28 protein-coding genes are annotated in these 26,560 nt (G+C 44.0%); 15 read left to right on the top strand and 13 right to left on the bottom strand.

Annotated features, from left to right (window positions below; all coding sequences use genetic code 11):
* Positions 1–48 precede the first annotated feature (48 nt).
* The 6 genes from PBAL39_RS11080 (at position 49) to PBAL39_RS11050 (ending at position 6,506) form a co-directional block, all read left to right on the top strand.
* Positions 49–1,260 carry an IscS subfamily cysteine desulfurase gene (locus tag PBAL39_RS11080; protein ID WP_008241402.1) on the top strand — a complete coding sequence of 404 codons (1,212 nt, stop codon included), beginning with the start codon at positions 49–51 and terminating at the stop codon, positions 1,258–1,260.
* Between the two features lie 23 nt (positions 1,261–1,283).
* The gene (gene iscU, locus PBAL39_RS11075) at positions 1,284–1,697 is read left to right on the top strand and encodes a Fe-S cluster assembly scaffold IscU (protein WP_008241401.1); all 414 of its coding nucleotides are present in this window, start codon (positions 1,284–1,286) and stop codon (positions 1,695–1,697) included.
* Positions 1,698–1,757: 60 nt separating this feature from the next.
* Positions 1,758–2,084, top strand: a complete 327-nt coding sequence (locus PBAL39_RS11070) for an iron-sulfur cluster assembly accessory protein (RefSeq protein ID WP_008241400.1) — start codon at positions 1,758–1,760, stop codon at positions 2,082–2,084.
* 224 nt (positions 2,085–2,308) lie between these two features.
* Positions 2,309–4,222: a long-chain fatty acid--CoA ligase gene (locus tag PBAL39_RS11060; protein WP_008241398.1), complete on the top strand. Its 1,914-nt coding sequence runs from the start codon at positions 2,309–2,311 to the stop codon at positions 4,220–4,222.
* A 234-nt stretch (positions 4,223–4,456) separates the two neighbouring features.
* On the top strand, positions 4,457–6,178 hold the full coding sequence (gene lysS / locus PBAL39_RS11055) for a lysine--tRNA ligase (protein ID WP_039866469.1): 1,722 nt from the start codon (positions 4,457–4,459) through the stop codon (positions 6,176–6,178).
* 112 nt (positions 6,179–6,290) lie between these two features.
* Complete coding sequence (locus PBAL39_RS11050; RefSeq protein WP_008241396.1) at positions 6,291–6,506, top strand: hypothetical protein; 216 nt, start codon at positions 6,291–6,293, stop codon at positions 6,504–6,506.
* A 44-nt stretch (positions 6,507–6,550) separates the two neighbouring features.
* Here PBAL39_RS11050 and PBAL39_RS11045 read toward each other — a convergent pair whose 3' ends face one another.
* Positions 6,551–7,087: a membrane protein gene (locus PBAL39_RS11045; RefSeq protein ID WP_039866448.1), complete on the bottom strand. Its 537-nt coding sequence runs from the start codon at positions 7,085–7,087 to the stop codon at positions 6,551–6,553.
* Positions 7,088–7,227: 140 nt separating this feature from the next.
* Here PBAL39_RS11045 and PBAL39_RS11040 point away from each other — a divergent pair, with 140 nt between their 5' ends.
* Both PBAL39_RS11040 and ung read left to right on the top strand, forming a co-directional pair.
* Positions 7,228–7,737 (top strand): thioredoxin family protein, encoded by a 510-nt coding sequence (locus PBAL39_RS11040; RefSeq protein ID WP_008241394.1) that lies wholly within the window; start codon positions 7,228–7,230, stop codon positions 7,735–7,737.
* 2 nt (positions 7,738–7,739) lie between these two features.
* Complete coding sequence (gene ung, locus PBAL39_RS11035; protein ID WP_008241393.1) at positions 7,740–8,417, top strand: uracil-DNA glycosylase; 678 nt, start codon at positions 7,740–7,742, stop codon at positions 8,415–8,417.
* 55 nt (positions 8,418–8,472) lie between these two features.
* On the opposite strand, the gene PBAL39_RS11030 is transcribed toward ung, so the two are convergent.
* Positions 8,473–8,943: an Lrp/AsnC family transcriptional regulator gene (locus tag PBAL39_RS11030; protein ID WP_008241392.1), complete on the bottom strand. Its 471-nt coding sequence runs from the start codon at positions 8,941–8,943 to the stop codon at positions 8,473–8,475.
* Between the two features lie 141 nt (positions 8,944–9,084).
* Between PBAL39_RS11030 and PBAL39_RS11025 the strand changes: the two genes are divergently transcribed.
* The 3 genes from PBAL39_RS11025 to smpB all read left to right on the top strand — a co-directional run bounded on the left by PBAL39_RS11025 (position 9,085) and on the right by smpB (position 12,161).
* Positions 9,085–9,738 carry a metal-dependent transcriptional regulator gene (locus tag PBAL39_RS11025; RefSeq protein ID WP_008241391.1) on the top strand — a complete coding sequence of 218 codons (654 nt, stop codon included), beginning with the start codon at positions 9,085–9,087 and terminating at the stop codon, positions 9,736–9,738.
* Between the two features lies 1 nt (position 9,739).
* Positions 9,740–11,599, top strand: a complete 1,860-nt coding sequence (locus tag PBAL39_RS11020; RefSeq protein ID WP_008241390.1) for an Nramp family divalent metal transporter — start codon at positions 9,740–9,742, stop codon at positions 11,597–11,599.
* Positions 11,600–11,711: 112 nt separating this feature from the next.
* Positions 11,712–12,161, top strand: a complete 450-nt coding sequence (gene smpB, locus PBAL39_RS11015) for an SsrA-binding protein SmpB (RefSeq protein WP_008241369.1) — start codon at positions 11,712–11,714, stop codon at positions 12,159–12,161.
* A gap of 9 nt (positions 12,162–12,170) precedes the next feature.
* Here smpB and PBAL39_RS11010 read toward each other — a convergent pair whose 3' ends face one another.
* The 3 genes from PBAL39_RS11010 to PBAL39_RS11000 all read right to left on the bottom strand — a co-directional run bounded on the left by PBAL39_RS11010 (position 12,171) and on the right by PBAL39_RS11000 (position 15,803).
* Positions 12,171–12,827: a protein-L-isoaspartate(D-aspartate) O-methyltransferase gene (locus tag PBAL39_RS11010; protein ID WP_008241367.1), complete on the bottom strand. Its 657-nt coding sequence runs from the start codon at positions 12,825–12,827 to the stop codon at positions 12,171–12,173.
* Between the two features lie 108 nt (positions 12,828–12,935).
* The gene (priA, locus tag PBAL39_RS11005) at positions 12,936–15,413 is read right to left on the bottom strand and encodes a primosomal protein N' (protein ID WP_157273996.1); all 2,478 of its coding nucleotides are present in this window, start codon (positions 15,411–15,413) and stop codon (positions 12,936–12,938) included.
* A gap of 3 nt (positions 15,414–15,416) precedes the next feature.
* The gene (locus tag PBAL39_RS11000; RefSeq protein ID WP_039866467.1) at positions 15,417–15,803 is read right to left on the bottom strand and encodes a DUF423 domain-containing protein; all 387 of its coding nucleotides are present in this window, start codon (positions 15,801–15,803) and stop codon (positions 15,417–15,419) included.
* Between the two features lie 91 nt (positions 15,804–15,894).
* Between PBAL39_RS11000 and PBAL39_RS10995 the strand changes: the two genes are divergently transcribed.
* The gene (locus tag PBAL39_RS10995; RefSeq protein WP_008241342.1) at positions 15,895–17,457 is read left to right on the top strand and encodes a hypothetical protein; all 1,563 of its coding nucleotides are present in this window, start codon (positions 15,895–15,897) and stop codon (positions 17,455–17,457) included.
* Between the two features lie 39 nt (positions 17,458–17,496).
* Positions 17,497–18,912, top strand: coding sequence for a DUF5723 family protein (locus PBAL39_RS10990; protein ID WP_157274002.1), 1,416 nt, complete (start codon positions 17,497–17,499; stop codon positions 18,910–18,912).
* A 3-nt stretch (positions 18,913–18,915) separates the two neighbouring features.
* On the opposite strand, the gene tsaB is transcribed toward PBAL39_RS10990, so the two are convergent.
* The 7 genes from tsaB to PBAL39_RS10960 all read right to left on the bottom strand — a co-directional run bounded on the left by tsaB (position 18,916) and on the right by PBAL39_RS10960 (position 23,111).
* Positions 18,916–19,599: a tRNA (adenosine(37)-N6)-threonylcarbamoyltransferase complex dimerization subunit type 1 TsaB gene (gene tsaB / locus PBAL39_RS10985; RefSeq protein WP_008241338.1), complete on the bottom strand. Its 684-nt coding sequence runs from the start codon at positions 19,597–19,599 to the stop codon at positions 18,916–18,918.
* Between the two features lie 23 nt (positions 19,600–19,622).
* Complete coding sequence (yidD, locus tag PBAL39_RS10980) at positions 19,623–19,853, bottom strand: membrane protein insertion efficiency factor YidD (RefSeq protein ID WP_008241335.1); 231 nt, start codon at positions 19,851–19,853, stop codon at positions 19,623–19,625.
* On the bottom strand, positions 19,840–20,235 hold the full coding sequence (locus PBAL39_RS10975) for a ribonuclease P protein component (RefSeq protein WP_039866447.1): 396 nt from the start codon (positions 20,233–20,235) through the stop codon (positions 19,840–19,842). Before PBAL39_RS10975 ends, yidD begins: the two co-directional genes overlap by 14 nt.
* Positions 20,236–20,298: 63 nt before the next feature.
* Positions 20,299–20,457, bottom strand: a complete 159-nt coding sequence (gene rpmH / locus PBAL39_RS25030; protein ID WP_008241331.1) for a 50S ribosomal protein L34 — start codon at positions 20,455–20,457, stop codon at positions 20,299–20,301.
* A 110-nt stretch (positions 20,458–20,567) separates the two neighbouring features.
* A complete protein-coding gene (locus PBAL39_RS10970) occupies positions 20,568–21,305 on the bottom strand; it encodes a LytTR family DNA-binding domain-containing protein (RefSeq protein WP_008241330.1) in 738 nt (245 codons plus the stop codon).
* Positions 21,302–22,345, bottom strand: coding sequence for a sensor histidine kinase (locus PBAL39_RS10965; RefSeq protein WP_232282936.1), 1,044 nt, complete (start codon positions 22,343–22,345; stop codon positions 21,302–21,304). The genes PBAL39_RS10970 and PBAL39_RS10965 overlap by 4 nt, the downstream gene beginning before the upstream one ends.
* A gap of 10 nt (positions 22,346–22,355) precedes the next feature.
* Positions 22,356–23,111 carry a LiaF domain-containing protein gene (locus tag PBAL39_RS10960; RefSeq protein ID WP_008241328.1) on the bottom strand — a complete coding sequence of 252 codons (756 nt, stop codon included), beginning with the start codon at positions 23,109–23,111 and terminating at the stop codon, positions 22,356–22,358.
* A gap of 190 nt (positions 23,112–23,301) precedes the next feature.
* Between PBAL39_RS10960 and PBAL39_RS10955 the strand changes: the two genes are divergently transcribed.
* Positions 23,302–24,189, top strand: coding sequence for a ChaN family lipoprotein (locus PBAL39_RS10955; RefSeq protein ID WP_008241327.1), 888 nt, complete (start codon positions 23,302–23,304; stop codon positions 24,187–24,189).
* Between the two features lie 173 nt (positions 24,190–24,362).
* Here the strand turns inward: PBAL39_RS10955 and mscL are convergent, their stop codons facing one another.
* The gene (mscL, locus tag PBAL39_RS10950) at positions 24,363–24,806 is read right to left on the bottom strand and encodes a large conductance mechanosensitive channel protein MscL (protein WP_008241326.1); all 444 of its coding nucleotides are present in this window, start codon (positions 24,804–24,806) and stop codon (positions 24,363–24,365) included.
* A 273-nt stretch (positions 24,807–25,079) separates the two neighbouring features.
* On the opposite strand from mscL, the gene rpoN reads away from it, so the two are divergent.
* Positions 25,080–26,549, top strand: coding sequence for an RNA polymerase factor sigma-54 (gene rpoN / locus PBAL39_RS10945; protein WP_008241325.1), 1,470 nt, complete (start codon positions 25,080–25,082; stop codon positions 26,547–26,549).
* Positions 26,550–26,560 lie beyond the last annotated feature (11 nt).

Raw genomic sequence — 26,560 nt, 5'->3', positions numbered from 1 at the left:
TGATCTTTTTGCGTACCTTTGTACATTAATAAGAATAAAATATATACGATGGAACTTCCTATTTACTTAGATAACAATGCAACCACACCTTTGGATCCAAGGGTACTGGAAGCTATGCTACCCTATTTTACCAGCAAATTTGGCAACGCTGCAAGCCGTAATCACGCTTTTGGATGGGTTGCAGAAGAGGGCGTTGACTATGCCCGTGAGCAGGTAGCTAAATTAATTGGCTGTACTGAGAAAGAGATCATTTTCACTTCAGGTGCTACGGAAGCAGATAATCTGGGTATCAAAGGGGTCTTTGAGATGTATCAGGATAAAGGTAACCACATCATTACCGCAACAACAGAACACAAAGCAGTGCTGGACACCTGTAAACACCTGGAGAAATTAGGTGCAAAAGTAACGTACCTGAAAGTGAAAGAAGATGGTTTAGTTGATCTTCAGGAGCTTGAGGCTGCAATGACCGAGCAAACGATTCTGGTAACCATCATGTATGGCAATAATGAAATCGGTGTGGTACAACCCATTAAAGAAATTTCTGCAATTGCACATAAATACGGCGCTTTGTTCATGACAGATGCAACACAGGCTGTAGGAAAAATACCTGTGGACGTTAATGCTGATGGTATTGACCTTATGGCTTTCTCTGCACATAAGATGTACGGCCCGAAAGGTGTCGGCGCATTGTATGTACGCCGTAAAAATCCAAGGGTAAAAGTTACCGCACAGCTTGACGGTGGTGGTCACGAGCGTGGTATGCGTTCAGGAACACTTAATGTGCCTGGAATTGTAGGTCTTGGTAAAGCATGTGAGCTGTGCCGCCTGGAGATGGATGAAGAAGCAAAACGCCTTTCTGCATTGAGGGACAAACTGGAATCTTCATTAAATGAGATGGAAGAGAGCTATGTAAATGGTAACGTTGAGCACCGCTTACCTCATGTGGCAAACATCTCCTTTAAATATGTAGAAGGTGAAGGTTTGATGATGGCGATGAAAGATCTTGCCGTATCTTCAGGTTCTGCCTGTACTTCAGCTTCACTGGAGCCTTCTTACGTATTGAAAAGCCTAGGTCTTTCAGACGACCTGGCGCATTCTTCTATCCGTTTCGGACTTGGTCGCTTCACCACTGAGGAAGAAATTGATTACGCAATTGAAAACACTAAAAAAGCAGTAAATCACCTCAGGAACCTTTCTCCGCTTTGGGAAATGTTTAAAGAAGGAATTGATTTAAGTAAAATTGAATGGGCTGAGCACTAAGCCGGTCATAAAAACGATATAAAATGGCATACTCAGAAAAAGTAATGGAACATTATACCAACCCAAGGAATGTTGGTACATTAAATAAAGACAGCAAATCAGTTGGTACCGGACTAGTAGGTGCTCCTGAATGTGGTGACGTGATGCGTCTGCAGATCGAAGTGAATGAAGACAATATCATTACTGATGCGAAATTCAAAACATTCGGATGTGGATCAGCAATTGCTTCTTCTTCCCTGGCAACGGAATGGTTAAAAGGAAAAACAGTTGATGAAGCACTGGCCATTGACAATATGGACATCGTAGAAGAATTGGCTTTACCTCCTGTAAAAATTCACTGTTCAGTATTGGCTGAAGATGCGATCAAGTCTGCAATCAATGACTACCGTGTAAAAAACGGTCTGGAACCAATTGAATTACCTAAATCTCACCACTAGTGTGATGGGTTGCCGAATACTGCAACCCTAATCTGATGGTTAGTAATAAAACATAAAAAGATGATCACTATAACTGATAAAGCAAAAAGCAAAATAGACCACCTGATGCAGGACGCGCATCTGGATGAAAGCTATTTTTTGCGTGTTTCTGTTAAAGGAGGTGGTTGCTCTGGTTTATCTTACAATCTTGATTTCGATAATGAAGAAAAAACCGGCGATCAGTTTTTTGAAGACAGGGGCGTCAAAATAGCTTTGGATATGAAATCATTTCTCTACCTAGCAGGTACAGAGCTTGATTTTACCGATGGTCTCAATGGAAAAGGATTCAATTTCAACAATCCCAACGCCAGCCGCTCCTGCGGTTGCGGTGAAAGTTTCTCTGTTTAATCAATAGATTGAACATGAAAAAGGGCGCTAATGCGCCCTTTTTCTGTTATACAGCGCTCCTAACTGACCTATTTGTTACCAGTGAAATTACAATTTTGGTATCGCAAATCAGCCTGAACGAACCTTTTCTGATGCACATTGTTGTACCTCCATGGAAATTCAAAGCACCGTATTTTCAAATAAAATTTTTATAATTGTCTCCTCAATAACCAAAACATTAAACCATGGGCTTATTCAATGAGTTTTCTACCATTCCAACTCTTTTGAGAAATGTTGTAGAAAACATTCATAAACCAGAACAAACCTTTCTCATTCATAAAAAAAACACCGCATGGGAAGAGATCTCCTTTGGTGACACGCTTGAATATGCAGATGCGGTATCTTCATTTTTTCTGGACAAGGCAATTGTGAAGGGAGACCGCATGGGCCTCATCATTGAAAACTCCCCGGAATATGTATTTTATGATCAGGGCATTCAGCAGATCGGTGCAATTAACGTATCCATCTACCCTACCTTGTCGGAGCAGGAGGTTGCTTACATTATCAATGATTCAGGGATGAAAGCCATTTTGATTGGCAATCCCTTTTTATTCAAAAAGATCACAAAAATCGCATCAAACTGCAGGCAGCTACAGTACATTATCCCGGCCTTTGCGGATTATGAGAAGATTGCACTTCCCGAAGATTTTTCCACGGAGGTCATCAGTTATGCCGCAATCCTTGAACTCAAAGGCAGGCTGACAAAGGAGCGCCTCTTTGAAATCAGCACGCTGCGCAATGCCGTGCTCCCCTCAGACACCTCTTCACTGATCTATACTTCCGGTACCACAGGAACGCCAAAAGGTGTGATGTTGTCACACAGCAATCTTGTTGAAAACGTAAAGGTCTGCCTGGAACAAATCCCAGTGATCGACGAGACGGAAACATTCCTTTCTTTCCTGCCCCTATCCCACGTTTTTGAGCGTACAGCTACCTATCATGTATGTTGCGCACAAGGCTGTAAAATCGCCTTTGCGCAAAGCCTCGAGCTGCTTGCCAAAAATATGGGTGAGATCAGGCCAACGGTGATGAACTGCGTACCCCGCTTATTGGAGCGGATACATGATAAGGCCATCAAAAGCGGTACTGCCGATGGAGGATTAAAATCGAAAATTTTCCTTTGGGCCCTCGAAGCCGGTCAGCAATACAGAAATATCAAAGAAAACGGTAAAACACCAGGACTCCTTAGCGCCGGAAAAAAAGCCCTTGCCGAAAAGCTCGTGTTCAGCAAAATTAAAGAGAAAACAGGCGGAAACCTGAAGTTTATGATTTCCGGAGGTGCTGCCCTGCCTAAAAACGTTGGGGAATTTTTCGGGAACCTCGGGATAAAAATACTGGAGGGATTTGGCCTTACAGAGACTTCCCCTGTCATGGCGGTTACCGAATTTCATCGCCAGGTATATGGAACGGTAGGCCGTGTGATTCCGGGCATTGAGATCGGCATCCAACATGTAGAGACAAAAAAAATGATCAATATTCAGACTCATGAAACATTCAAAGAAAACTTTGAATGTGAGGAGGGTGAAATCATTGTCAGGGGCCATTGTGTGATGCAAGGTTATTTCAATAAACCGGCTGAGACTGCTGAAGCGATCGATAAGGACAATTGGTTCCACACGGGCGACATCGGGCGTTTTTATAAAGGCAACCTGCAGATCACGGACCGCTTAAAAAACATGATTGTGAATGCTTATGGTAAAAATGTCTACCCTACACCGGTAGAAAACAATTACCTGAAAAGCCTTAAAATTGACGGTTTGTTTCTCATCGGCGATAAAAGGGAGTATCTCACCGCCTTTGTTATACCCAACAGAGAAAACATGCAGGAACATTTTAACCTTAAAGATGAATTCTTCGAAAGGCCGGAAGTTTTCATTGATGATAAAGAAATCATGGACTGGATCGCGGCAGACATCAGAAAATATTCAAATGACCTGGCTAAGTTTGAACGCATCAAACACTTCAAAGTAAAAAGGAACCCATTCAGTATCGATGAGGGCGAAATCACCCCGACATTGAAAGCAAAAAGAAAAGTCATCGAAAAGAAATACGCAGATACCATCAACGAGATGTATCTTGAAGGAGCCAATGCAGACTAACGCTTAACATCACATGATTCTACTGTAAATTTGTAAGTCATAAAGATGACATATGCCCTACAGATTAACGCCTTCAGGCTCCTACTCCGTAGGTTTGTAATTTCCCTTTAGTGGATTTATGATATTAATACAAAAAAAACACCGCAAATAACTATTTTTGCGGTGTCATGGATTTCCATGAAAAACCAACAGCATAACAAACGTTTCCGGATGCATACCGGACCAATCAGATATATGAGTACAGGACTATCAGAACAAGAGTTACTGCGCAGAAATTCGCTCAGCCAGCTCCGTGAATTGGGAATTGATCCCTACCCTGCAGAAGCATTTGAAATCAATGCCAATGCCGCAGACATTTTAGCAAATTACGAAAGAGATAAAACGGCTTATAAGAACATCAGTATTGCTGGAAGGATCATGAGCCGCAGGATTATGGGAAGTGCTTCTTTTGTTGAGCTGCAGGACTCCACTGGCAGGATTCAGGTATACCTCAAAAGAGATGACCTGTGCCCTGATGAAGACAAGACCCTATACAATACTGTATTTAAAAAGTTAATGGATCTTGGCGACTTTATCGGCGTTAGGGGTTATGTTTTCACCACACAGACTGGTGAGATCTCCCTGCATGTTTCTGAACTGAAATTATTGTCAAAATCATTGAAACCACTCCCTATTGTAAAACGCGACGAGGAGGGTAAAATATACGATGGGTTTACAGATCCTGAACTACGCTACAGACAACGTTATGTTGATCTTACTGTAAACCCGGACTTCAAACAGATTTTCATCAACCGGTCCAGAGTGATCAGCACCATGAGAAACTACTTTGATGAACAGGGTTGGATGGAAGTGGAAACACCGATCCTGCAGCCTATACATGGTGGTGCAGCAGCGCGTCCTTTCGCTACGCACCACAATACCCTGGACATGCCCCTTTACCTGCGCATCGCCAATGAACTTTACCTGAAGCGACTCATCGTAGCTGGCTTTGATGGTGTTTATGAGTTCGGGAAGATGTTCAGAAATGAAGGAATGGACCGCACGCACAATCCGGAGTACACAGGGATGGAAATCTATGTGGCTTACAAGGACTACATCTGGATGATGGGCATGGTTGAAGAATGCCTTGAAAAAGTCGCATTGGCCATCCATGGAAAACCTGTTGTCACCGTAGGTCAGCATGAAATTAACTTTGAAGGTCCATATGAGAAACTGACCATGTATGAATCTATTGAGAAATACACGGGCATTGATGTTTCAGCAATGACGGAAGAAGAACTCAAAGCAGTATGCGCGAGTTTGAACATCGAGGTTGACGCCTCCATGGGCCGCGGAAAACTGATTGATGAACTGTTCAGTGAAAAAGTAGAGGCGAACCTGATTCAGCCTACTTTCATTACCGACTATCCTTTGGAGATGACACCGCTTGCAAAAAAACACAGGACCAAAGATGGTCTGGTGGAACGCTTCGAGATTTTCATCAACGGAAAGGAAGTTGGAAATGCTTATTCTGAGCTGAACGATCCTATTGATCAGAAGGAACGTTTTGAAGACCAGCTGAAGCTGGCAGCACGTGGCGATGCGGAAGCGATGGTCATGGATGACGATTTTGTACGCGCCCTTGAATATGGGATGCCTCCTACCTCCGGTTTAGGGTTCGGTATTGACAGACTGGTCATGCTGATGACGAACCAGTCGACCATCCAGGAAGTACTCTTCTTCCCTCAGATGAGGCCGGAGAGGAAGGCTAAGGTAACTACAGACGAAGATTTCATTGCGGCTGGCGTTCCCGCAGAATGGGTACAGGTGATCCGAAAAATGAACATCAATACCATTGAAGAGTTAAAAAGTGCCAATCCGAATAAGGTGTTCAACGACCTTGGTGGCATGCGTAAAAAGATGAAACTGGAGATCACCATGCCTTCAAAAGAAGAAGTCATGAACTGGTTTGTTTAAGCAAACGATGCAAAGAGATCGTTAACAAACACATAACAAAAACTTAAAGACCTGCAACACAAATGTTCGCAGGTCTTTTTTTATTTTTATGCTGTAATAAAATTTTATAATTATGAATAGTTCAAGCCTTGAAATAACAGAAAACGAATACTGCATCAAACTGAGTAAAGATGCCTTTGATTTAACCCTGATCCGTCAGCTGATTACCAGAATACAATCTGAGCAGCTTTTCTTTAGTAAGAGAAAACAGGAAATGGAAGACGACATCATTAGCAGAACTTCCGACCGTGAAGTGAGCGAAAACTTTGACCGTTTGAGTGAAAAATAAAAAGCCGCATGGTTGCGGCTTTTTAATCTCCTTTTTTAATACAACTACCTGTATCTGATCTGCTGTCTGTCCATCATTACCATCTGATCTTTCATTTGTTTGATTTGGTCAGCAAGCAGTTTATTTTTATCCGCTTTCTTCGCTTCCGTCAGATACATCTGCGCTTCCCTTTTATTTCTCTTCCCCATCGCAATACCTGCAAGACTTAACTTCGCCAGAGCGATGTTATGGTCCATTGTCATTCCCAGTGAAAGTGCTTTCTTAAAGTATTTTTCAGACTGCATAGGTGCTTTCCTGGATTCGATAAGACCAATCAGCAAATTGTAATATCCGTGCTGCGCTTTATTCAACTGAGATTCATAGTTGCTGATCCTTCTTAGGAAAACTTCAGCCTTACCCATATCGTCCTTTCTAAGGAACCATTGTGCCAACAGCATGTTCTCATTAAAGAAATACGTCACCATGATCAGAATACCGATAAACAAGGCCAGGATACCCCATCCCCAAAAGCTGAAGACCATCAGTGCGATAGCACCACCCAACATTGCGAAACCTATAATAAGACGAACTACATTTGGCATATTTCTATTTAATTTTTTTGCAAATATCGTGTTTAAATACGGAAAAGTAGATTTAAAATTATAATTTCAACAAAAAAAACGAAGCCTGATCAAACAGGAATTATAAGGTTAAGCTCCATCACATTTAATAAAAACTTCAGATGAAAAACATCCTCACCTTTATACTGTTACTATTCACTATGCAAGCCAGTTCACAGGAATTCAATAAAAAACTGACAGACGAATCCGGCAACGTCCAGAGCCTCATCAACCGTTGTACCAGGGATGGACTCCTCGCCTATCCGGAAATGAAACAACGATATGACCTGGAATATCCCGGTTATCTGCCGGACAGTACCACTATGGAGGCATTAAAGCCGCTGATGAAAAACATCCACATCACGATTGTGCTCGGAACCTGGTGCGGCGACAGCAAGTTGCAGGTACCCCATTTCTATAAGGTCACGGATGCCCTTAAGGTTTCAGAAAAGGACATCAGCATCATTGCAGTAGACCGCAGCAAACACGCCGAAAACGGTCTGCTGGACGGACTGAACATCCTTCGTGTCCCTACCTTTATCATCACCGAAAAAAAGAAAGAACTTGGCAGAATTGTAGAGTTTCCGGAAGAAACGCTGGAGAAAGATCTGCTGTCTATACTTAAAAAATAAATATGTCTGTTGATTTAGATCAAAGCTGGCTGCAGGTGCTCAAACCTGAATTCGATAAAGCCTACATGAAATCCCTTAAGGCCTTTCTGGTTGAAGAAAAAGAAGATGGCCGGCAAATTTACCCCAGGGGAACTGATATTTTCAATGCGCTGAACCATACTCCTTTTGACAAGGTGAAGGTGGTCATCCTTGGTCAGGATCCCTACCATGGCGCAGGTCAGGCACACGGTCTGTCCTTTTCCGTACAAAAAGGTGTTGCAGTCCCTCCTTCTTTAAAGAACATCTACAAGGAGCTGGAAACCGACATTGATGAATTCCATATACCTCCTCATGGCAACCTGACCTCCTGGGCTGACCAGGGCGTACTGTTGCTGAATGCCACGTTGACCGTAAGAGCGCAGCAGGCAGGCTCACACCAGGGAAAAGGATGGGAAATTTTTACGGATAAAATTATCTCTGAACTTTCGGCAGGAAGAACGGGAATTGTCTTTTTGTTATGGGGAAAATACGCACAGAACAAAAGTGAATTGATCGATGCCTCAAAACACACCATCCTGATGGCGCCACACCCCTCTCCATTTTCTGCACACAAAGGTTTTCTCGGCTGCAGGCATTTCTCGAAAGCCAATCAGAAGCTAACAGAACAAGGTCTCCAACCGATAAACTGGCAGATTGACTAAAAAAGGCTTTAACCGAATGGTTAAAGCCTTTTTCTATCATAGTAAAGTTGCCGTTTTAGTATTCCAAAGGAACAATCGGCTCCTTTTTAGTGGTAGACATGATCATCATGGTCTGGAAAGTCTTCACTACAGAGATTTTACTGATTTTATCCATAATCAAGCGCTCATAGGCCTTAATGTCATTGACATATACTTTCAAAAGAAAATCAGCCTGGCCAGTAACGTGGTGACATTCCGTGATTTCTTTGATCAGGTTTACTTCATCAAGAAAAATCTGGATGGTGTTATTCTTATGAAAATCAAGTTGTACCTGAATAAACGTTTTAATGCCAAGTCCCAACTTCTCTTCATCTACCAAAGCGTGATAACTTTTGATAAAACCGGACATCTCCAGCTTACGCACACGCTCCAGCGTCGGTGCCGGTGAAAGTCCGATTTCCTGAGATAGCAGTAAGTTCGTAATCCTGCCGTTCTCTTGTAGTAATCTTAATATCTTAAAGTCAGTTTTATCTAATTCTGCCGCCATTTTTATATGATAATATGTATCAAAGGTAGACTATCGCCTGCTAATTCACCAAATATTATTCTAATAAACATGTAATAATTTATAGTTTATTTCTTGCATTTTTTTTTAGATTTGTCTAAACATTTAGTTAGACCAACAAAAATGCAATCCTTTACTGAAGAAAACTACCTGAAAATCATCTACCATCTGTCTGAAAACAATCATCAACCGGTACAAACCAATGCGATTGCAGAAAAAATGCAGACGCGTGCGGCATCTGTTACAGATATGATCAAAAAGCTGGCAGATAAGGAGCTGATCGACTATAAAAAATATCAGGGGGTAAAACTGACGGAGAAAGGAAAGTTGGCCGCCATTAACATTGTCAGGCGTCACCGGCTCTGGGAAGTATTTCTGGTGGAAAAATTAAACTTTAAGTGGGATGAGGTACATGACATCGCTGAAGAGCTGGAGCACATTCGTTCTGCCGAACTGATCGAGCGACTAGACGAGTTCCTCGCATTCCCAAAGAATGACCCTCATGGTGACCCTATACCGGATAAACAGGGCCATTTTGACCAGGTGCCTTTTGTAAAACTAAGCAAACTGAAATTACGCGACCATGGTTTGATCATGGGTGTCAGTGAGCACAGTTCTGCTTTCCTGAAACATCTGGAGAAGCTGGGGATGACGCTGGGCAAAGATGTAAAAGTCATTACGATTACCGAATTCGATGGCTCCATAGAGCTTTTGGTAGAAGAAAAACACATAAGCGTTACCCGAGAGGTGGCAAAACACATACTTATAAGGATATAACATGAAACATTCCGAATCACTGAGCGAGGTAAATCAAAGTGTGGACACCGCCAAACGTACCGGCTGGCGCAGGATCCTATCATTCCTCGGACCGGCATACCTCGTCAGTGTGGGTTATATGGACCCGGGCAACTGGGCTACGGACATCGCCGGGGGCAGTAAGTTTGGCTATCAACTGATCTGGATCCTGCTCATGTCCAACCTGATCGCTTTGCTGCTTCAGTCATTGAGCGCCAGACTCGGCATCGTCAGGGGGCTCGATCTGGCACAGGCTTCGAGAAATGCTTATCCAAAATGGGTAAACGTTCCCTTGTTCGGACTGGCACAAACGGCAATCATCGCCTGCGACCTTGCCGAGATCATTGGTATGGCTATTGGTCTGCAGCTATTGTTCGGCCTTCCCCTCATCTGGGGAATCAGTCTTACCATTTTTGACACGGTACTCCTGCTTTTCCTGATGAACAAGGGCATGCGCAAAATGGAAGCTTTTATCGTCTCCATGGTGTTCATCGTAGGTTTGTCATTCCTTGTGGAGATGTTTATTGTCGAGCCCTCGTTAAAAGAAATTGTAAAGGGCTTCGAACCTTCCATACTGTCCGGCGATGCACTGTATATTGCCATAGGAATCATTGGCGCCACGGTCATGCCACACAACCTGTACCTGCATTCTTCCCTGGTACAGACCCGGAAATTTGAGCGTGATGAAAAAGGAATTAAAGAAGCCATTAAGTTCAACTTCATTGATACCGCCGTGGCCCTGAACCTCGCGTTTTTTGTCAACGCTGCTATCCTCATCCTTGCCGCAGCCGCATTTTTTAAAAATGGCCTGCATGAAGTCGCGGAGATCCAGGACGCACACATGCTGCTTCAGAATATCTTCGGCAATGTGGCACCTGCCCTTTTCGCCATCGCGCTGATTGCCGCCGGACAGAGTTCCACTGTTACCGGTACACTAGCCGGTCAGATTGTGATGGAGGGGCACATCAAACTGAGGATTCAGCCCTGGCTGCGCCGCCTGATTACCCGGCTGCTGGCAATCGTACCCGCTTTCTGTACTATACTCTGGTTTGGTGATGACGCACTCGGCGGGTTGCTGATCCTGAGTCAGGTCGTCCTGAGTCTGCAGCTTGGTTTTGCCGTTATCCCCCTGATCCATTTCACTTCGGATAAAAAGACAATGAAAGGTTTTGCCATCAAATGGTGGGTAAAAATCCTGGCCTGGGTAAGCTCCCTGATGATTGTCAGTCTCAATGTCAAACTTGTCGTAGAAGAAATTGGTGGATGGGCCCAAGATGGCGGCTGGTACTTATATACAATTGTCATCCCCCTGGCTGTATTAATTGCGCTCCTACTCTTATATGTCTTCATTTATCCACTTGTGAGCACACTCAAGGAAAACAGCCATATAGCGCCCCATGGAAATGCACTGGATATTGATCATATTGAGAAAATCAGCTATCAGCGGATCGGCATTACTGTCGACTTCTCCAAAAATGACAGGAATACCATTCGTCATGCTCTGATCCAGGGAGGAAAAGAGGCCCATTATTACCTGATCCATGTGGTGGAGACTGCTGCCGCCAGGTATCACGGAGAGTCGGTCATGGACTATGAAACACAAAGTGACGCCGATAACATTGAAAAATACAGGGCAAACCTGCAGGAACTCGGCTACGAAGCCTCAGGACATATCGGCTATGGCGGCACTGTAAAAGCAATTGTAGAGATCAGTGATAAAAACAACCTTGAATTACTGGTGATGGGTGCCCACGGCCATCAGGGCCTGAAAGACCTGATTCTTGGAACAACCGTAAATTCGGTACGTCATAAAGTAAAAATCCCGGTACTCATTGTTCGATAAAAATCAGAAAATAGGTGCTTAATCGCTATTTCTTTCGGATATTAGCAGATTCTTAGCCACACAGTCCTATCCGTAAGGTAGCCGGTGGTTAAAGTTTAACAACAAGACACAGATGAAGAACGATATACAGATTAAAAATAAAAGAGCTTACTTTGATTACCATATTGTCGAAGAATTCAATGCCGGATTAGCCCTTTTGGGGACGGAGATCAAAGCCATCCGTCAGGGAAAAGCAAACATGTCAGATGCCTTTTGTATGTTCATCGGCAACGTATTGTATGTCCGCAACCTGCACATTTCAGAATACAGCCACAGCTCCTTTCACCATCACGACATTAAGCGCGACAGGATCCTGCTGCTGCATAAAAAGGAACTTAGAAAACTTAAAGCAAAAAGCGAAGAGAAGGGATATACCATTGTTCCTTTACGCATATACACCAATGAGCGTGGCTTTGCCAAAATACAGATTGCGCTGGCCCAAGGTAAAAAAGAGTTTGACAAACGTGACAGCATCAAGGATAGGGAATCAAAAAGAGAAATGGACCGGGCGATGAAAATCTAAGGCCTGGCCTTACCAGGCCTGGTCGCCGACCAACGGCACAAACCTGAAAGTATCCAGTTCTATGCGCTCGAAATCTGTTTCACTCACCCGGATGACGGTGACCATCTTTTGCGAATGCTCATCACCAACAGGGATCACCAGGATCCCACCCACTTTAAGCTGCTTCAGCAGTATTTCCGGTACGAAAGGCGCACCGGCAGTCACGATAATCTTATGGTAAGGCGCATGCTCAGCAATCCCCATAGAACCATCACCAAAGAAAAAATTGGCATTGTAGCCCATTCCCGGAAGCACCCTGATGGTATGCCTATAGATGCTTTCCTGACGTTCGATCGTAAACACATTTGCGCCAAGCTCCATGAGGATGCAAGTCTGATATCCGGATCCTGTACCGATTTCAAGGACTTTATCACCTTTTTTGATATGCAGCAGCTCACTTTGGTAAGCTACGGTATAAGGCTGTGAGATGGTCTGTCCATCCCCTATAGGAAAAGCAATGTCTTTATATGCCTGGTTCCAGAACGTTTCGTCGAAGAAAAAATGACGGGGAACCTTTCCGATGGCACGAAGTACATCCTGATCAGAAATCCCCCTGCTTTCAAGATGAGCCACCAGCTTTTTACGCGCCCCTCTTTCTCTATAATTATCTACAAACCTATACGCCATTTAAGCTCAAAAATAGGTTTTTGAAACGTAATCACGATAAATAATTGACATCATCCCTCTAATCGTCACAGTATCAATCGCTATCAATATCCACATTCCCAAAGCAGATTAATACGGATCAACATCTATCCTGACCAGCACTCCACGATATTCCTTCTGGGCCTGAAATTGCTGGATGGTATCCTTAAGAATCGTTTTAACTTTTTTAATGTCCGTATTTTTGTCGCTCTTAATGATCACCTGTTTGATGTAATAATTACGTACTCGTCCTACAAGTGGTTGCTCAGGTCCCAATACGCGGGAACCCAGCTGTCCTTTCAGTACATTCGCGAACTGCTGTGCGGCTACATTCAGGAGGTTCATGTCCTTATGTTTGATGTCTACGAAGATCATCCTGGTAAAGGGTGGGTAATTAAACTCCCTGCGCTCGCGGATTTCATCTTCAAACATCTCAAAATACTTATTGTCCATCACCTGTGCAATGATGCGGTGATGGTCATCGTACGCCTGTATCACGACCTTCCCCTGTTTGTCCCTTCTTCCTGCGCGCCCCGCCACCTGTGCAAGGAGCTGGTAGCTGCGCTCAAAAGCCCTGAAGTCAGGGTAATTTAGTAAGGTATCCGCATTGATTACGCCAATTAAGGTAACATTGTCAAAGTCCAATCCCTTTGCCACCATCTGCGTGCCGATCAGGATATCCGTTTTTTTCTCCTGAAAGCCGCTGATGATCTGCTGCAGCCCATTTTTGGTACGCGTGCTGTCCACATCCAGACGTGCAATCTTCGCATCCGGAAAAATCAGACTCAGCTCCTCTTCCACCCTTTCCGTACCAAAGCCTTTCTGCTCCACATGTACAGAACCGCAGGCCGGACATATATTGATGCTATTCTGATGGTATCCGCAATAATGACAATGCAGCTTGCCACTGGTTTTATGATAAGTCAGGCTGACGTCGCAGTTCACACATTTCGGCGCATAACCACAGGTAGCACAGATGAGTATCGTAGCATAACCGCGACGGTTCTGAAAGAGGATGACCTGTTCTTTCAACTGCAGGGCCGCATCAATTTCTTCAATCAGTTTGCTGGAAAAATAAGAAACCATTTTCTTACGTTTCGTTTCTTCGGAGATGCTGATAACTTCCTGCACCGGTAATTCCACCCCGCCAAAACGTTCGGATAAAGTGACCAGGCCATACTTCTTCATCAGTGCATTAAAATAGCTCTCCAGGGATGGTGTCGCAGACCCAAGGACAATCTTCGCCTTGTGCAGGTGCGCCAGGTAGACCGCCGCATCTCTCGCCTGATAACGCGGTGCGGGATCCTGTTGTTTGTAAGAGGGTTCATGTTCCTCATCCACCACAATCAGCTTCAGATCCTGGAATGGCAGGAATACCGCGGACCGTGCGCCGAGCACGACCCGGTATTTTCCGTTCAGCACCTTATTCCAGATCTCTACGCGTTCATTATTATTGAATTTCGAGTGATATACACCAATGGCATCCCCAAAATACCGTTGGATCCGGTCTACAATCTGCGTGGTCAATGCAATCTCCGGCAGGAGAAATAATACCTGCCCACCCTTTTCAATAGCCTGCTCAATCAGCTTGATGTAGATCTGCGTTTTTCCAGAAGCCGTCACCCCATGCAGCAGTACGACATCCTTTTCTTCAAAGGAAGTGCCTATTTCTTCAAAAGCCTTCTGCTGGGCTTCGCTCAACGTGAAGTTCAGTACAAAATCATCTTCATGATGTTTCAGTCTGCTTACCGGCAGCTTGTTAACGACAAATATTTCTTTATTCAAGAGGGTCTTGAACGTCCCTTCACTGCAGTCGCTCTCCTCCAGCAACTGATGTTTGGGCACCTGTTTCTGAAGCCTGGCCAGACGAAGATAAGTGAGCAGGACGTTCAGGTGTTTCGGTTTAGGTTCCAGCAATTCGAACAAAGATCTGAGGTGCTCCTCTTCCTGATAAAACGGATTGATCACTACAAAGGATTTCATCAACGGCTTGTACTTCTCCACTACTTCTTCTGCGATGTAGATCATTTCCTTTTCCAGGAGCGTATTAATGACCGGATAAACCGTTTTCTGCCCGAGTAAGCCCGACACCTGGTCGATGGTCAGGCGGCCATGAAGCTTCAGTGAGTTTAAAATCGTTTCCTGCTTTGCATTCAGCACCTCCCCGTCAGAAGGGATTTCATCCTTTAACACAATGATGGTTTCGCTGGCCAGCTTCAGGCTCGCCGGTAGTGCAGCAGCCATGACCTCTCCCTCGTTACAGATGTAATAGTCCATCATCCATTCCCAGAACTGTAGCTGGACAGGAGTAATTACGGGATGTTCATCCACCACATCAATGATGTACTTGGCCTGATAAACCTTCGGCGGCTGATCACCGATACTGCGGATCAGGGCCGTATAAATCTTGTTTTTCCCAAACTGAACGACCACCCTTTTGCCCACGGCAACCTGGGCGTTCAATTCAAAGGGAACCCGGTACGTATAATTTATAGCTAACGATAGTGGCAAAATCACCTCTACAAAGAGCGTTGCCCTTTCCTCAAAATCCAGCAATCCGTTACTCACTGTCTATTTATTTTTTAAAACCGAAAGGAATAACATGACCCATCCGAGGATAAAGAACAATCCCCCGATTGGGGTAACAGGACCTAAAATACTGGCAAAACTAATGTTGGTGATTTCACGTGTGGACAACAGGTATAAGGAGCCTGAAAAACAAATCACTCCTAACGTAAAAAACAGGTAGGAAAGCCAGATCAGCCGGGGCCTTACCGTAGCCATCCTCGACAGGAAAAGTAGGGCCAGAGCATGATAAAACTGATATTCAACACCTTTACTCCATACTTCAATCGCATTGCTGCTCAACATACTCTTTAGTCCATGAGCCCCAAATGCTCCCAAAATAACCGCCAGCAGACCAAATACCGAGGCAGTCAACACAATACGTCTTTCCATGATAAAATCGGCTTTTACAATCCCCAAAATTAAGAAACTTGACAGCATTTTCTTAGTAATCCAACTATTAAATTAAATTTGTAAATACACAATGAAAAAGATATTCTTCAGCATATTTATCCTACTGACAGCCATTGTCACGATGGCGTATCTCTATTTTTCCAAGCTCAATGCTGACCAGGCCCAGGACGACAACAGCCTGTATGCGGCAGCCGCAGGATCCAGCCTCATCTTCTCCTTTGAAAATGATAAACGCGTTACCGATATCCTTAAAAGCCAGGAGCTTTTTAAGAACATTGTTGGAGAGCGGACCTTCCTGCGGTTAAAATCGCTGAGGGAGCAATTGCTGGAAACAGCCGGTATGTCGGCGCTGCTGCACAAACAAACTACCTATTTCAGCATTCATCCCGGAAAGGGAAACGACCTCAACTATATCTTTTGTACACAGATCTCGCCTGAGTTTGAAAACGCAGACATCCTTAACGCCATAAAACACGAAGTCCTGCAGGTCGACAGTGCGGATCATGTTACCCGTCTAACATTAAAAGACAGCACCACCTTCTATCTGGCCATACAAGAGCGGCTACTGTTGATCTCCGACGCACCGCAGCCTTTAAATGGAGTATTGGTAAGCCTGAAAGAGAAGAAAGAAAACACCTTCGTCGATTACATCAAATCAAACTCGAGTCTGACAAGAAATACTTTAGCCCAGCTGTACGTCGACTTCAACAGTATTCCAGGTATCCTCAAACCGATGATAAAGGGGAAACTCAGCGGTCCCCTAAGCGTATTGGATCATCAGAAAACTTACGCAGCATTTACCTACAATTACAGCAACGACAAATTACTGTTTACCGGCACAACGGCCATCAACGACCAGCACAGCTACTATCAGTTATATGCTGAAATGAAATCAGTAAAAGTCAGCATCAACAGCATCTTCCCAGACCTGACGGCCAACTACAGCATCTTTGCCATAGACAATTATCCGGCATTCCGTCAGAAACTCACCAAGTGGTTTGAACAGGGCAAGGATCAAAAAAAAGTAAGCAGCATCCTGCAAAACATCTCCTCCCAGTATCATCTGGACCCGGAGCTGCTTTTCCCAAGATATTTCAAAGACCAGTTTGCCGTTTTCCAACTCAGCACTTCGGAGCAGCTCGGTGCCATCAGCCTCAGCAATGGCGACAAGCTCAACCAGCTGCTGATCGACCTGACTGACGATTACAATGAAGACATTAAACATTTAAAGACACCGGATTTGCTTTATGCGTATTTCGGTCTTCCCCTGGCACAATTCAGAACGCCATATTATACCATAAAAGACAATGTGATGGTCTTTGCAAATAGTGCAGCTACCATGGAAATTTTTCTTAGGCGGTACAATGACAACCTGCTGCTCACCAGTAGCCTGAGCTATTCCAGTGCGCTGAACCAGCTTCCGGACCGGTTTAACATCAGCTTTTACGTCGACCAGCAACAGTCCCTGCCCTTATTCAAAAGAAACATCAGCCAGGATTACCAAGCCCCTTTCAGCGCTGGTAAATTCGATGCTTTCAGTTACCAGCTAAGCGGCGACCAGGGTAAATTTCAGACCAATATGTTATTTAATAAGCAATCTACATTAGAAAAAGATTCGTTATTATTACAGTAATTTATAAGAAACCCTCATCCCACATTAATGAGTTTAAACATGGTAAAGAAAGCGTTGCTCCTCTGCTTCCTGGCGCTATCTGTTCAGCAACTTCAGGCCCAGCAATTCGGAATGTTCAATACGAAAACACTCTTCGATAGTTTTGAAAATCCCGCGCAGAAATCGTTTACATTAGACTCGTCAAGAAAGTTTGCTTCGAACTTCTTTCTGCCCTACTTTGGGATCAATGGGGCCAATGAAGGGAACCCCGAGTTCATCAGAAGGGTCATCAACGAAGACGTTTACAACACCTCCAACCTCCCCCTGGGAACTGGCCAGATCAACACTTTATACCAAAACAGCAATGTTTACCTCCTCACTTTAAAGATCTTCCAATCCTATAAACATCAGCAGGAACTCGGCTTCGCCTGGCAGCTGCGTACTGATGGAAATGTAAAATACACCAATGAAACCCTGGCAATTCTGGATAGCTATACCCGTTTTCTTGCTGATGGCAGCGAATATGACGACGCTTTTAACACTAAGGGATATGCGCAGTCCTATCATCAGTTCAGTATGACCTACAGGGAAAACTACAACAAGAGACTGTCCTTTGGCGCCAAGATCAGCCTGCTGAGCGGAACTTCCTATAACCGGCTAAAAATCACAGACTCCTACCTGCAAGTCAGCAGCCAGCTTAACCAGCTCAATGCGCGGTTATCCGGCGTCTATAAAGGTTCTTTTTTAAATACTGATGAGCTGTCTACAAAAACCTTTATGCCCACTTTCAAAAACCCGGGTCTTTCCTTTGGCTTTGGTACCTCTTATACCTCGAAAAGCGGTCTGTTTTTGATGGCCAACATCAAAGACCTCGGTTTCATTCGCTGGTCAAAATCTTCTTACATCAATAATTTCGGCGGCACCGTCACCATTAACGACCTTGCAGGTACGCCATCATCTGTCGTGGAAGACCGGATTACAGACCTGGCTACAGATGATGCCATTAATAAGGGTTTCTTCTCCCCTACCAACGCTAAAATTGACGTCATGGCCTCCAGGACCTTCGGTTTCTATAGCCCCTCATTAATCGTATCGAAAAACCTCTTCTACAGAGGAGGCGACATCGCTTTTGTCAACAAGTTCCGTTATGAAGGTTTCTCTCTAAGCGCTACCCCCACCTACAACCTGAACAACTTTTTCATGATCGGCACGCAAGGCATGTACCAGACGCCAAATTTCGAAGTTTTCCTCGGTTCTGATGACCTGTTTAAAACCAGCAGTCAGCTCAATGGTTTCCTGAAGAATGATGCAACCATAGGGAAAGGGTATAACGGCGCCTCTGTTTATCTAGGTGTGGGGATCAAGTTTGGAAATACGGTAGAACATCCCCAGAACAGCAGTTATATGCCGGGACTGGAACCTGAGAGACCAGGATTTTTCAGACGCATCTTCAGTGTATTTTCAAAAAAGAGGTAAAGATTATTTCTTTTTAGGTGTCGTCAGTACAAAGTCCTTCAGGTAAAACGGTTCAAAGTAAGCAACATCCACGAAATCAGCCTGCAAGAATGAATCTGCAGCAAGACGGCTCATATGAGCTGCAGAATTAAAATTCGTCGCCTCGAAAGTCGCATTTTCATGTTTCAGCAAATCCGCACATTTCGCAGCACCGTCACCCATGAAACTGATGGTATGCATCTTAAGAAGATCAGTATAACTTTCTTCAGTAATGATCCTGGCCTCCACCGGGCGCACCATCAACAGTTCCGGATCAAAAACAGCTGTAAAAACTTCCATCCTGCGCGCGTCAATCATCGGACAGATTAAGCCCTCAAAATGAGGATGCTGACTTAAAAATCCTGCGGCCATCATTTGCAGGGTATCAACAGCAATTAAAGGGGTTTCCAATGCGTAACAAAGGCCCTTTGCGGTGGAAACACCAATACGCAATCCGGTATAAGAACCTGGTCCTTTACTTACCGCGACCGCATCCAGCGCATCGAAGCCGATCCCAGCAGTTTTCATTACATCCTGAATAAATAAGGTCAGACTCCCTGCATGGATGTTACTGGCCATTTCTTCTTTCAGGACAATGGTATGCCCATCACGGGAGATGGCAGCGGAACAAACTTGTGTAGAAGTTTCTATTTGAAGAATAATGCTCATGAAATGAAATATTTAAACAGGAATCAAGGTACCGGATCGTGACCGTGCGCTCCCCATGGGTGACACTTGCCGATCCGCTTCAAAGTTAACCATCCTCCCTTAAATGGACCATGCTTTTTTATAGCTTCCATTCCATACTGTGAGCAGGTGGGCGTAAAACGGCAGTTTGCACCAAGCATTGGTGAAATCAGGTACTGATATAACCTGATGAGCAACAGGAAAAATGCGCCGATAATCTGATTAATGATTTTCATCTTTCACCAGGCTCTCCTGCAGCTTCTTTAATGCCAGTGCCATCTTCTTTTCCATGAAATCGAATTCGTATTTTTTCTTACCGATGAACTGAAGGGAAAAAATCATCAGTCCGGGGAGACTGGACAAGTGAGGATAAAGCAGTCCGCCTTTCAGTAAACGATAAGCTTCCCTGCTTCTTCTTTTGATCAGGTTCCTGTCGGTAGCTTTCTTAAAGCGCTTTTTGGAAACATTGATCACCACCTGTGCTGGAAAAGAATGTGGCACATCCACCACCATATAGGAAATGCGGAAGGGGTATAACAAAAAAGAAGAACCGTCTTTAAATAGCAGGTCTAATAATTTCCTGCTACACAACCGTTCTTCTTTGTTAAATGTGTTCATGTTTTTGATTGCAAAGATGCAGACATGTTGATCTGCTGACACTTAGCGTGATGCAATCAAAAATTATGCTTTGTGACGACGTTCGTCAGAAACTGATAATTTCTTTCTTCCTTTTGCACGACGAGAAGCTAATACTCTTCTACCGTTTGCTGTAGCCATTCTTTCGCGGAAGCCGTGTTTGTTTCTTCTCTTTCTTTGCGAAGGTTGGAATGTTCTTTTCATAACTGTATTATATCTTAGACTATTTTTTTAAATAAGAGGTGCAAATATAGCTTGATTTTTATTTAATTGCAAATAGATTTAAATGTAGTTTTCATTTTGTGGAAAAATCATTATAAGCCAAGTGCTGCTTTCAGTTTCACATAGCCCGTTTTGCTTACGGGAAGCCAGATATCAGATTTCAACAACACAATATAACTGTCTTTTTCTTTCAGTTCGATGCGGGTCACCTGTGCCAGGTTGATGATGTACGAGCGGTGTATCCTGATGAACTGTGCCGGGTCGAGGGTCTGCTCAAAGAAACTCATCGTTTTATTTTTGTGGAAGACCCCTTCGGTGGTACTCAGCTTTACATAATCATCATCAGCCTCCAGGTAGTGGATATCGGTCACTGCAATGATCTTGATGACGCCGTTTTTCTTCACCACCACCCTGTTGTTCTGGGCCGGGTTCAATGAGGCCGAATCCAGCAGCTCCTGCGTACTCCCATCCGCATTGTTCAACCGCGCCGGCAGCTTCTGTATCGCTTGGTCAAAGCGGGCTTTATCGATAGGCTTCAACAGATAATCCACCGCATTGACCTCAAATGCCTTGATGGCATATTCATCAAATGCAGTAGTAAAAATCACAGCAGGATGTTTTTCCACCAGCTCCAGCATTTCAAAACCATTGATCTTTGGCATTTGAATGTCGAGAAAGATGAAGTCAGGCTGATGTTGTGTAATGGCTTTCAGACCTTCAAAGCCATCGCTGCATTCAGCTACCACTTCTATATCGGGAAAACTACTCAGATAATGTTTTACCACATCTCTTGCCAGGGATTCATCATCTATCAGTATTGTTCTAATCATTGTTTCTGAGGTATTTTAAGCGTCGTAATAAACAGGTTGTCCTCTGTAGACTGCGTGTGCAGCAATTTCTCATCGGCGAAAAGCAAATATAACCTTCTGCGGATAGCTGTCAAGCCAAAACCTGTACCGCCGGTGGCTTTCACCTCCGGATCGTAGGGATTTTGTACCATGACCACCAGCGCATTGCCCTCCACCCTTACAAAGATGGAAATGGTGATTGCCGCTGAGGTATTGTACAGGCCAAACTTAATCGCATTCTCCACGATTGGCTGGAGAAGTGTGCCCGGTAAACATAAAGCTAAGGTTTCTTCGTCAACTTTTACGTCAATGTTTAACCTGTGACTGAAACGGACTTTTTCAATGTCCAGGTACAGCTGGATGTACTCCATCTCTTCCCCGACATTTACCCATACCTCATCATCCCGCTTCAGGGTGCCCCGTAAAAAAGAAGCAAGCTTCATGATCATGGTCCCTGCTTCCTGAGGATTAACAATTGTCAGCGCATACACAGAATTAAGACTGTTAAAAAGAAAATGGGGCTGAAGCTGATGTCTCAGCTTATTCAATTCCGCCTCTTTTGATAAGGTCTGGGCAGTGAGCAGGCGTTCCTGTGTGGCCGACTGCTCCTCGATACGGTACCAAAGGATATTCGCAAGGGAACACCAGGCAAGGAATACAAAGATGATCAGAAAACGCACGATCAGCGACAAGTCCAGAAAACTCTGGTAGGTCACGTCGTTGGGAAAAAGAAAATTCAGGGATACATTACTCAAAAAAGTAATCAGCAGCGCCAACATCACCGTCAGCACCAGCACGAAGAGTATTGTTTCCGTTTTTGGTTGATAATACCCCAGCAAGTTGCTCAAAATCATGCAGCCCATGGCCAGCAGCACATTGGTAATCAAGCTATCTGAAACCGACACCATCAGGCTGAAATTGAGCGTATAATAAAAGAGGAGTACGAATATAGCGACCCAGGCCAGGAAAATCCCCAGTGCATATCGTTGTATACTCTTATTCGTTAACGGTGTAGTCGTCAAAATCTATAGTTTAAAAATTTCTGATATCCACTCCTCCAAACATCGCCACGCCTTTTAGTTTCAACACCTTACGCGGCTCATCCAATACGGCCAGCGTTGCTCTTTTATCTTCAATACCACCAAAGATGGCGGTCACCTCCGATTTCACTTCCCAATTTGAAGGCACGATAATTTTCACTCCTCCAAATATGGCAATCAGGTCAAGTACGATGGTACCCTGAAAATCGGCCTGAGAAAGGTTGACATCACAGCCACCAAAAACAGCCAGCACCTCTCCCCCTTTAAAGTTCTTGGAATAAATTTTCTGATTGCTTCCTCCAAAAACATTCACGGAGTCCAGGATATCATTAGCATCCAACTCTGGATCAATAGGACTGCTTTCTTCGCCCATTGGTTGCACCTGGTCAAAATTTGCATACTTTTTCTTCCACTTTTTACTGCTGATCCGCTTTGGTTTAAAAATCAGAAACAAGCCCATCACAATAAAACCAATGGCAAAAAAGTATTTTGACAGGTTCACATCAAGAATGTCCCTTACGGTAAAGAAACTGCCAATAAGCACCATCACCAGCCATCCGCCACCTTCAAAATTACGCTTGTAGCCTACCAGGAGGCCAATTAAAATTAATAGTGTATGCCAGCTGATCACCCAGCCCGGTATCTCCACCCCCACATTTTTCAACAAGAAAATCAAACCAATAATGAGAATGACCGCGCCGGTCCAAACCCTGTTTGAATTGTTCTTGCATAAATTTCCCTTTTCCATATTGCTTTTTTTCTAGCTATTATTTATTAATGAGGACCCTCCGATGAAGTTCCGAAGATAACTAATCCCCATTGTATCCTCAAATGTAGATCAACAGGAAATACTTCCCAATAAGTGACGTTCATAAAAGGTGTAATGGCCGGTAAACCACTATTTTTTGCCGGTAAAAAATATATCTTAATTTTAGCGCATGAAAAAAGCACTGAGCCTGCTCCTCGCTTTCCTCCCTTTGTTCATGGCGGCGCAGCAGCCAGATCAGAACGTAGGAAACCCAGAACAGCACTACAAAATATATGATGTACAGCTTAGGAAAACCATCACCCTGGAACAGCTCTTAATCAACGCCGTTGAGAAACAAGTGGTATTTTTTGGTGAAGAACACAACGACTCCATCGGTCATCAGCTGGAGCAGCGCATCTACAGCCACCTCCTGGAGCAACACCCCCAGACGGCCCTTAGTATGGAGATGTTCAGCACAGATGTGCAGCCAGTGATTGAGGAGTATCTGGCTGGTCTCATATCGGAGAAAAACTTCATTAAGGAGGCGAGGGCATGGAGCAATTACAAGGACTACAGGCCTATGCTGGAACATGCCAAGATGGCTAAGCAACGAGTCATTGGAGGCAATGTATCTACCAGATATAGCAATGCGGTGAGCAGATCCGGACTAAATGTCCTCAAAAAATTCCCTAAATCCTCCCAAAAATGGTTGCCACCATTACCTATCGATACCGCCGATGGCAAGTACTACGCAAAATTTTTAACAGCCATGGACGGACATATAGGCTCTATGAAAATCTACCAGACCCAGAACCTATGGGACGCCAGCATGGCCTGGTCTATACACAGCTTCCTGAAAAAACATAAATCAGCAAAAGTATTTCAGGTGAACGGACGTTTTCACAGCGATGAAAAACTGGGTACTTATGCCCGCCTGCTGAGTTATTCACCGAAAACCAAATGCCTGAATATATCCTGTTTTTACAGTTCCGATTTCCAGCAGCCTGACTGGCAAAAATACCAACATCTGGCGGACTACATCATCCTTACTGACCCCGAAGTAAAAAGAAGTTATTGATCTCGGCAACGTAGTATAATGATAATGGCAACTACACGTTCCCGGCTTAAGGAATCACCAGGCGACCATCACGTCCAAAACGAGCTGCTGCCTAAGTAAAAGCCTGCCTGCATCCATCATGATGCAGGCAGGCTTTTACATTCCGTTAGTAATTAAACACGGATAAAAAGAAACTATTTTGCTTTCAACAGATCCCTGATTTCAGTCAGCAATACTTCTTCCTTAGTAGGCGCAGGTGGTGCAGCCGGTGCAGCTTCCTGTTTACGTTTCATCTGGTTGATGGCTTTGACCATCAGAAAGATGATGAACGCCAGGATAAAGAAATTGATGACTTCAGTTGCGAAGTTACCCCAGGCGAAAACAGGCCCTACTTTCTTGGCATCCTCCAGAGATGCATTGGGATTAGCAGCTACAAATTCCCTTACTTTTTCATTTAACGGGAAATAGAAATTGACGAAGCCCTTGTCCCCAATCAGCAGACTGATGGGTGGCATGATCAGATCATTTACCAGAGAGGTTACGATTTTACCAAAGGCCCCTCCTATGATCACACCGACAGCTAAGTCAATCACATTTCCTTTGATTGCAAATTCTTTAAACTCCTTTACAAAACTCATAAGTAGCATTGGTTTTTAGTTAACAAACATCTTAAAAGTAGGAACTTTATTTTTAAATTACGGCATATTTTAAAACATAAGCTAACATTTATTGTTATCTAGTTCAAGCCGGATCACCACATGCAACAAGCTGTTTTCAAAAGAATAATTTTAAAGCAATATATTTTTCTTAGTTTATACTGGTAAGCACAATAATACAATGCTGGAATAGTTTATATCTAAACCAAATTCGTATTTTTGGAACGGGTACATATCATACCATTTTAATTAAACATGCTTAAACAACATCTACAACAAAAATTACTTCAGAAGCTATCTCCTCAGCAAATTCAATTCATAAAATTGCTGCAAGTACCTACCGTTGCCCTTGATACCCGTATTAAAGAAGAATTAGAAGAGAACCCCGCCCTGGAAGATCCCAGTCTGATGATCGCCGAGGAGCCTAAAGGGGAATATGACGATCTCAATGACACGCCGGATGATTTCGATGCCAGCGCAAAAGAAGAAAATAACGACGAGTTTAATGTCGACGACTACCTGCAGGAAGACAGTGGCAACGACTACAGCACTTCCTACAATAATGATGATGACGAAGAGAAAAAAGAAACACCCATAGCCATCGAGAGCACTTTCTTTGAAAGCCTTCAGGAACAACTGGACCTGGTACCTCTTTCAGATCAGGACTTCATCATCGGCAAACAGATCATCGGTAGTCTTGACGACGATGGATACCTGCGCCGTCCGATTACCTCCATGATTGATGACCTTGCCTTTTCGCAAAATGCAATGGTCGAAGAAGAGGATGTCCTCGAAATGCTGAAGGTGATACAGAGCTTTGATCCCCCGGGAATTGCAGCCAGGGACCTTCAGGAATGCCTGACGCTCCAGCTCAAACGTAAAGATCCTTCCAACCCCATCATTCAGAAAGCCATCGTCATCGTTGAACACTACCTCGACGAGTTCACCAGAAAACATTACGACAAGCTGGAGAAAGCACTTGGATTGAACAGTGAGGACCTTAAAGAAATCATTGCGGAGATCCTTCGCCTGAACCCAAAACCAGGAGATTCCAACCAAGTGACCACGAAGCAACTGCAAGTCATCCCTGATTTCCATGTATCCAATAACGATGGTATACTCATTCTTACGCTCAACTCCAAAAATGCACCGGAGCTAAGGGTAAGCCGTTCGTACATAGATATGTTTGACCATTATGACAAAGCCGCTCAGAAAGATAAAAAACTGAAGGAAGCCGTACAGTTTGTCAAGCAAAAACTAGACTCTGCAAAATGGTTTATTGATGCCATCAAGCAGCGTCAGCAAACACTGCTCAAAACGATGAATGCCATCATGCAGTATCAATATGAATACCTGCTTACCGGCGACGAGCGCAAGATGCGCCCGATGATCCTTAAAGACATTGCTGATAAGATCGACATGGACATCTCCACCGTTTCTCGTGTGGCCAACTCCAAATATGTACAGACAGAGTTCGGAACATTTCTGCTGAAATCATTTTTCTCCGAAGCCATACAGACAGAAAGCGGAGAAGAAGTATCCAACAAGGAAGTGAAGAAAATCCTGGAGGACTGCATTGGCAACGAAGACAAACGTAAGCCACTTGCAGATGAAAAGCTTACGGAGATCCTTAAAGAGCAGGGTTACAACATCGCCAGAAGGACTGTAGCGAAATACAGGGAACAGATGAACATTCCTGTAGCGCGGTTAAGAAAAGAGTTATAACTCAACTACTG

The sequence above is a fragment of the Pedobacter sp. BAL39 genome (assembly GCF_000170795.1).
Classification (GTDB): domain Bacteria; phylum Bacteroidota; class Bacteroidia; order Sphingobacteriales; family Sphingobacteriaceae; genus Pedobacter.
The sequence above is the reverse complement of the archived record's forward strand: the minus strand, read 5'-3'. Positions and strand labels throughout refer to the sequence as shown.

What these genes read in the sequence shown, in the direction of transcription:
- iscU (WP_008241401.1), top strand. Translation starts at nt 1,284, where the DNA reads ATGGCATACTCAGAAAAAGTAATGGAACATTATACCAACCCAAGGAAT.
- PBAL39_RS10975 (WP_039866447.1), bottom strand. Translation starts at nt 20,235, where the DNA reads ATGAACACATTTAACAAAGAAGAACGGTTGTGTAGCAGGAAATTATTA.
- PBAL39_RS10970 (WP_008241330.1), bottom strand. Translation starts at nt 21,305, where the DNA reads ATGATTAGAACAATACTGATAGATGATGAATCCCTGGCAAGAGATGTG.
- PBAL39_RS11045 (WP_039866448.1), bottom strand. Translation starts at nt 7,087, where the DNA reads ATGCCAAATGTAGTTCGTCTTATTATAGGTTTCGCAATGTTGGGTGGT.
- ung (WP_008241393.1), top strand. Translation starts at nt 7,740, where the DNA reads ATGTCTGTTGATTTAGATCAAAGCTGGCTGCAGGTGCTCAAACCTGAA.
- PBAL39_RS11040 (WP_008241394.1), top strand. Translation starts at nt 7,228, where the DNA reads ATGAAAAACATCCTCACCTTTATACTGTTACTATTCACTATGCAAGCC.
- rpoN (WP_008241325.1), top strand. Translation starts at nt 25,080, where the DNA reads ATGCTTAAACAACATCTACAACAAAAATTACTTCAGAAGCTATCTCCT.
- PBAL39_RS11000 (WP_039866467.1), bottom strand. Translation starts at nt 15,803, where the DNA reads ATGGAAAGACGTATTGTGTTGACTGCCTCGGTATTTGGTCTGCTGGCG.
- PBAL39_RS11070 (WP_008241400.1), top strand. Translation starts at nt 1,758, where the DNA reads ATGATCACTATAACTGATAAAGCAAAAAGCAAAATAGACCACCTGATG.
- PBAL39_RS10960 (WP_008241328.1), bottom strand. Translation starts at nt 23,111, where the DNA reads ATGGAAAAGGGAAATTTATGCAAGAACAATTCAAACAGGGTTTGGACC.
- rpmH (WP_008241331.1), bottom strand. Translation starts at nt 20,457, where the DNA reads ATGAAAAGAACATTCCAACCTTCGCAAAGAAAGAGAAGAAACAAACAC.
- PBAL39_RS11060 (WP_008241398.1), top strand. Translation starts at nt 2,309, where the DNA reads ATGGGCTTATTCAATGAGTTTTCTACCATTCCAACTCTTTTGAGAAAT.
- smpB (WP_008241369.1), top strand. Translation starts at nt 11,712, where the DNA reads ATGAAGAACGATATACAGATTAAAAATAAAAGAGCTTACTTTGATTAC.
- PBAL39_RS11080 (WP_008241402.1), top strand. Translation starts at nt 49, where the DNA reads ATGGAACTTCCTATTTACTTAGATAACAATGCAACCACACCTTTGGAT.
- PBAL39_RS11025 (WP_008241391.1), top strand. Translation starts at nt 9,085, where the DNA reads ATGCAATCCTTTACTGAAGAAAACTACCTGAAAATCATCTACCATCTG.
- PBAL39_RS11020 (WP_008241390.1), top strand. Translation starts at nt 9,740, where the DNA reads ATGAAACATTCCGAATCACTGAGCGAGGTAAATCAAAGTGTGGACACC.
- mscL (WP_008241326.1), bottom strand. Translation starts at nt 24,806, where the DNA reads ATGAGTTTTGTAAAGGAGTTTAAAGAATTTGCAATCAAAGGAAATGTG.
- yidD (WP_008241335.1), bottom strand. Translation starts at nt 19,853, where the DNA reads ATGAAAATCATTAATCAGATTATCGGCGCATTTTTCCTGTTGCTCATC.
- lysS (WP_039866469.1), top strand. Translation starts at nt 4,457, where the DNA reads ATGAGTACAGGACTATCAGAACAAGAGTTACTGCGCAGAAATTCGCTC.
- PBAL39_RS10995 (WP_008241342.1), top strand. Translation starts at nt 15,895, where the DNA reads ATGAAAAAGATATTCTTCAGCATATTTATCCTACTGACAGCCATTGTC.
- PBAL39_RS11010 (WP_008241367.1), bottom strand. Translation starts at nt 12,827, where the DNA reads ATGGCGTATAGGTTTGTAGATAATTATAGAGAAAGAGGGGCGCGTAAA.
- tsaB (WP_008241338.1), bottom strand. Translation starts at nt 19,599, where the DNA reads ATGAGCATTATTCTTCAAATAGAAACTTCTACACAAGTTTGTTCCGCT.
- PBAL39_RS10990 (WP_157274002.1), top strand. Translation starts at nt 17,497, where the DNA reads ATGGTAAAGAAAGCGTTGCTCCTCTGCTTCCTGGCGCTATCTGTTCAG.
- PBAL39_RS11050 (WP_008241396.1), top strand. Translation starts at nt 6,291, where the DNA reads ATGAATAGTTCAAGCCTTGAAATAACAGAAAACGAATACTGCATCAAA.
- PBAL39_RS10955 (WP_008241327.1), top strand. Translation starts at nt 23,302, where the DNA reads ATGAAAAAAGCACTGAGCCTGCTCCTCGCTTTCCTCCCTTTGTTCATG.
- PBAL39_RS11030 (WP_008241392.1), bottom strand. Translation starts at nt 8,943, where the DNA reads ATGGCGGCAGAATTAGATAAAACTGACTTTAAGATATTAAGATTACTA.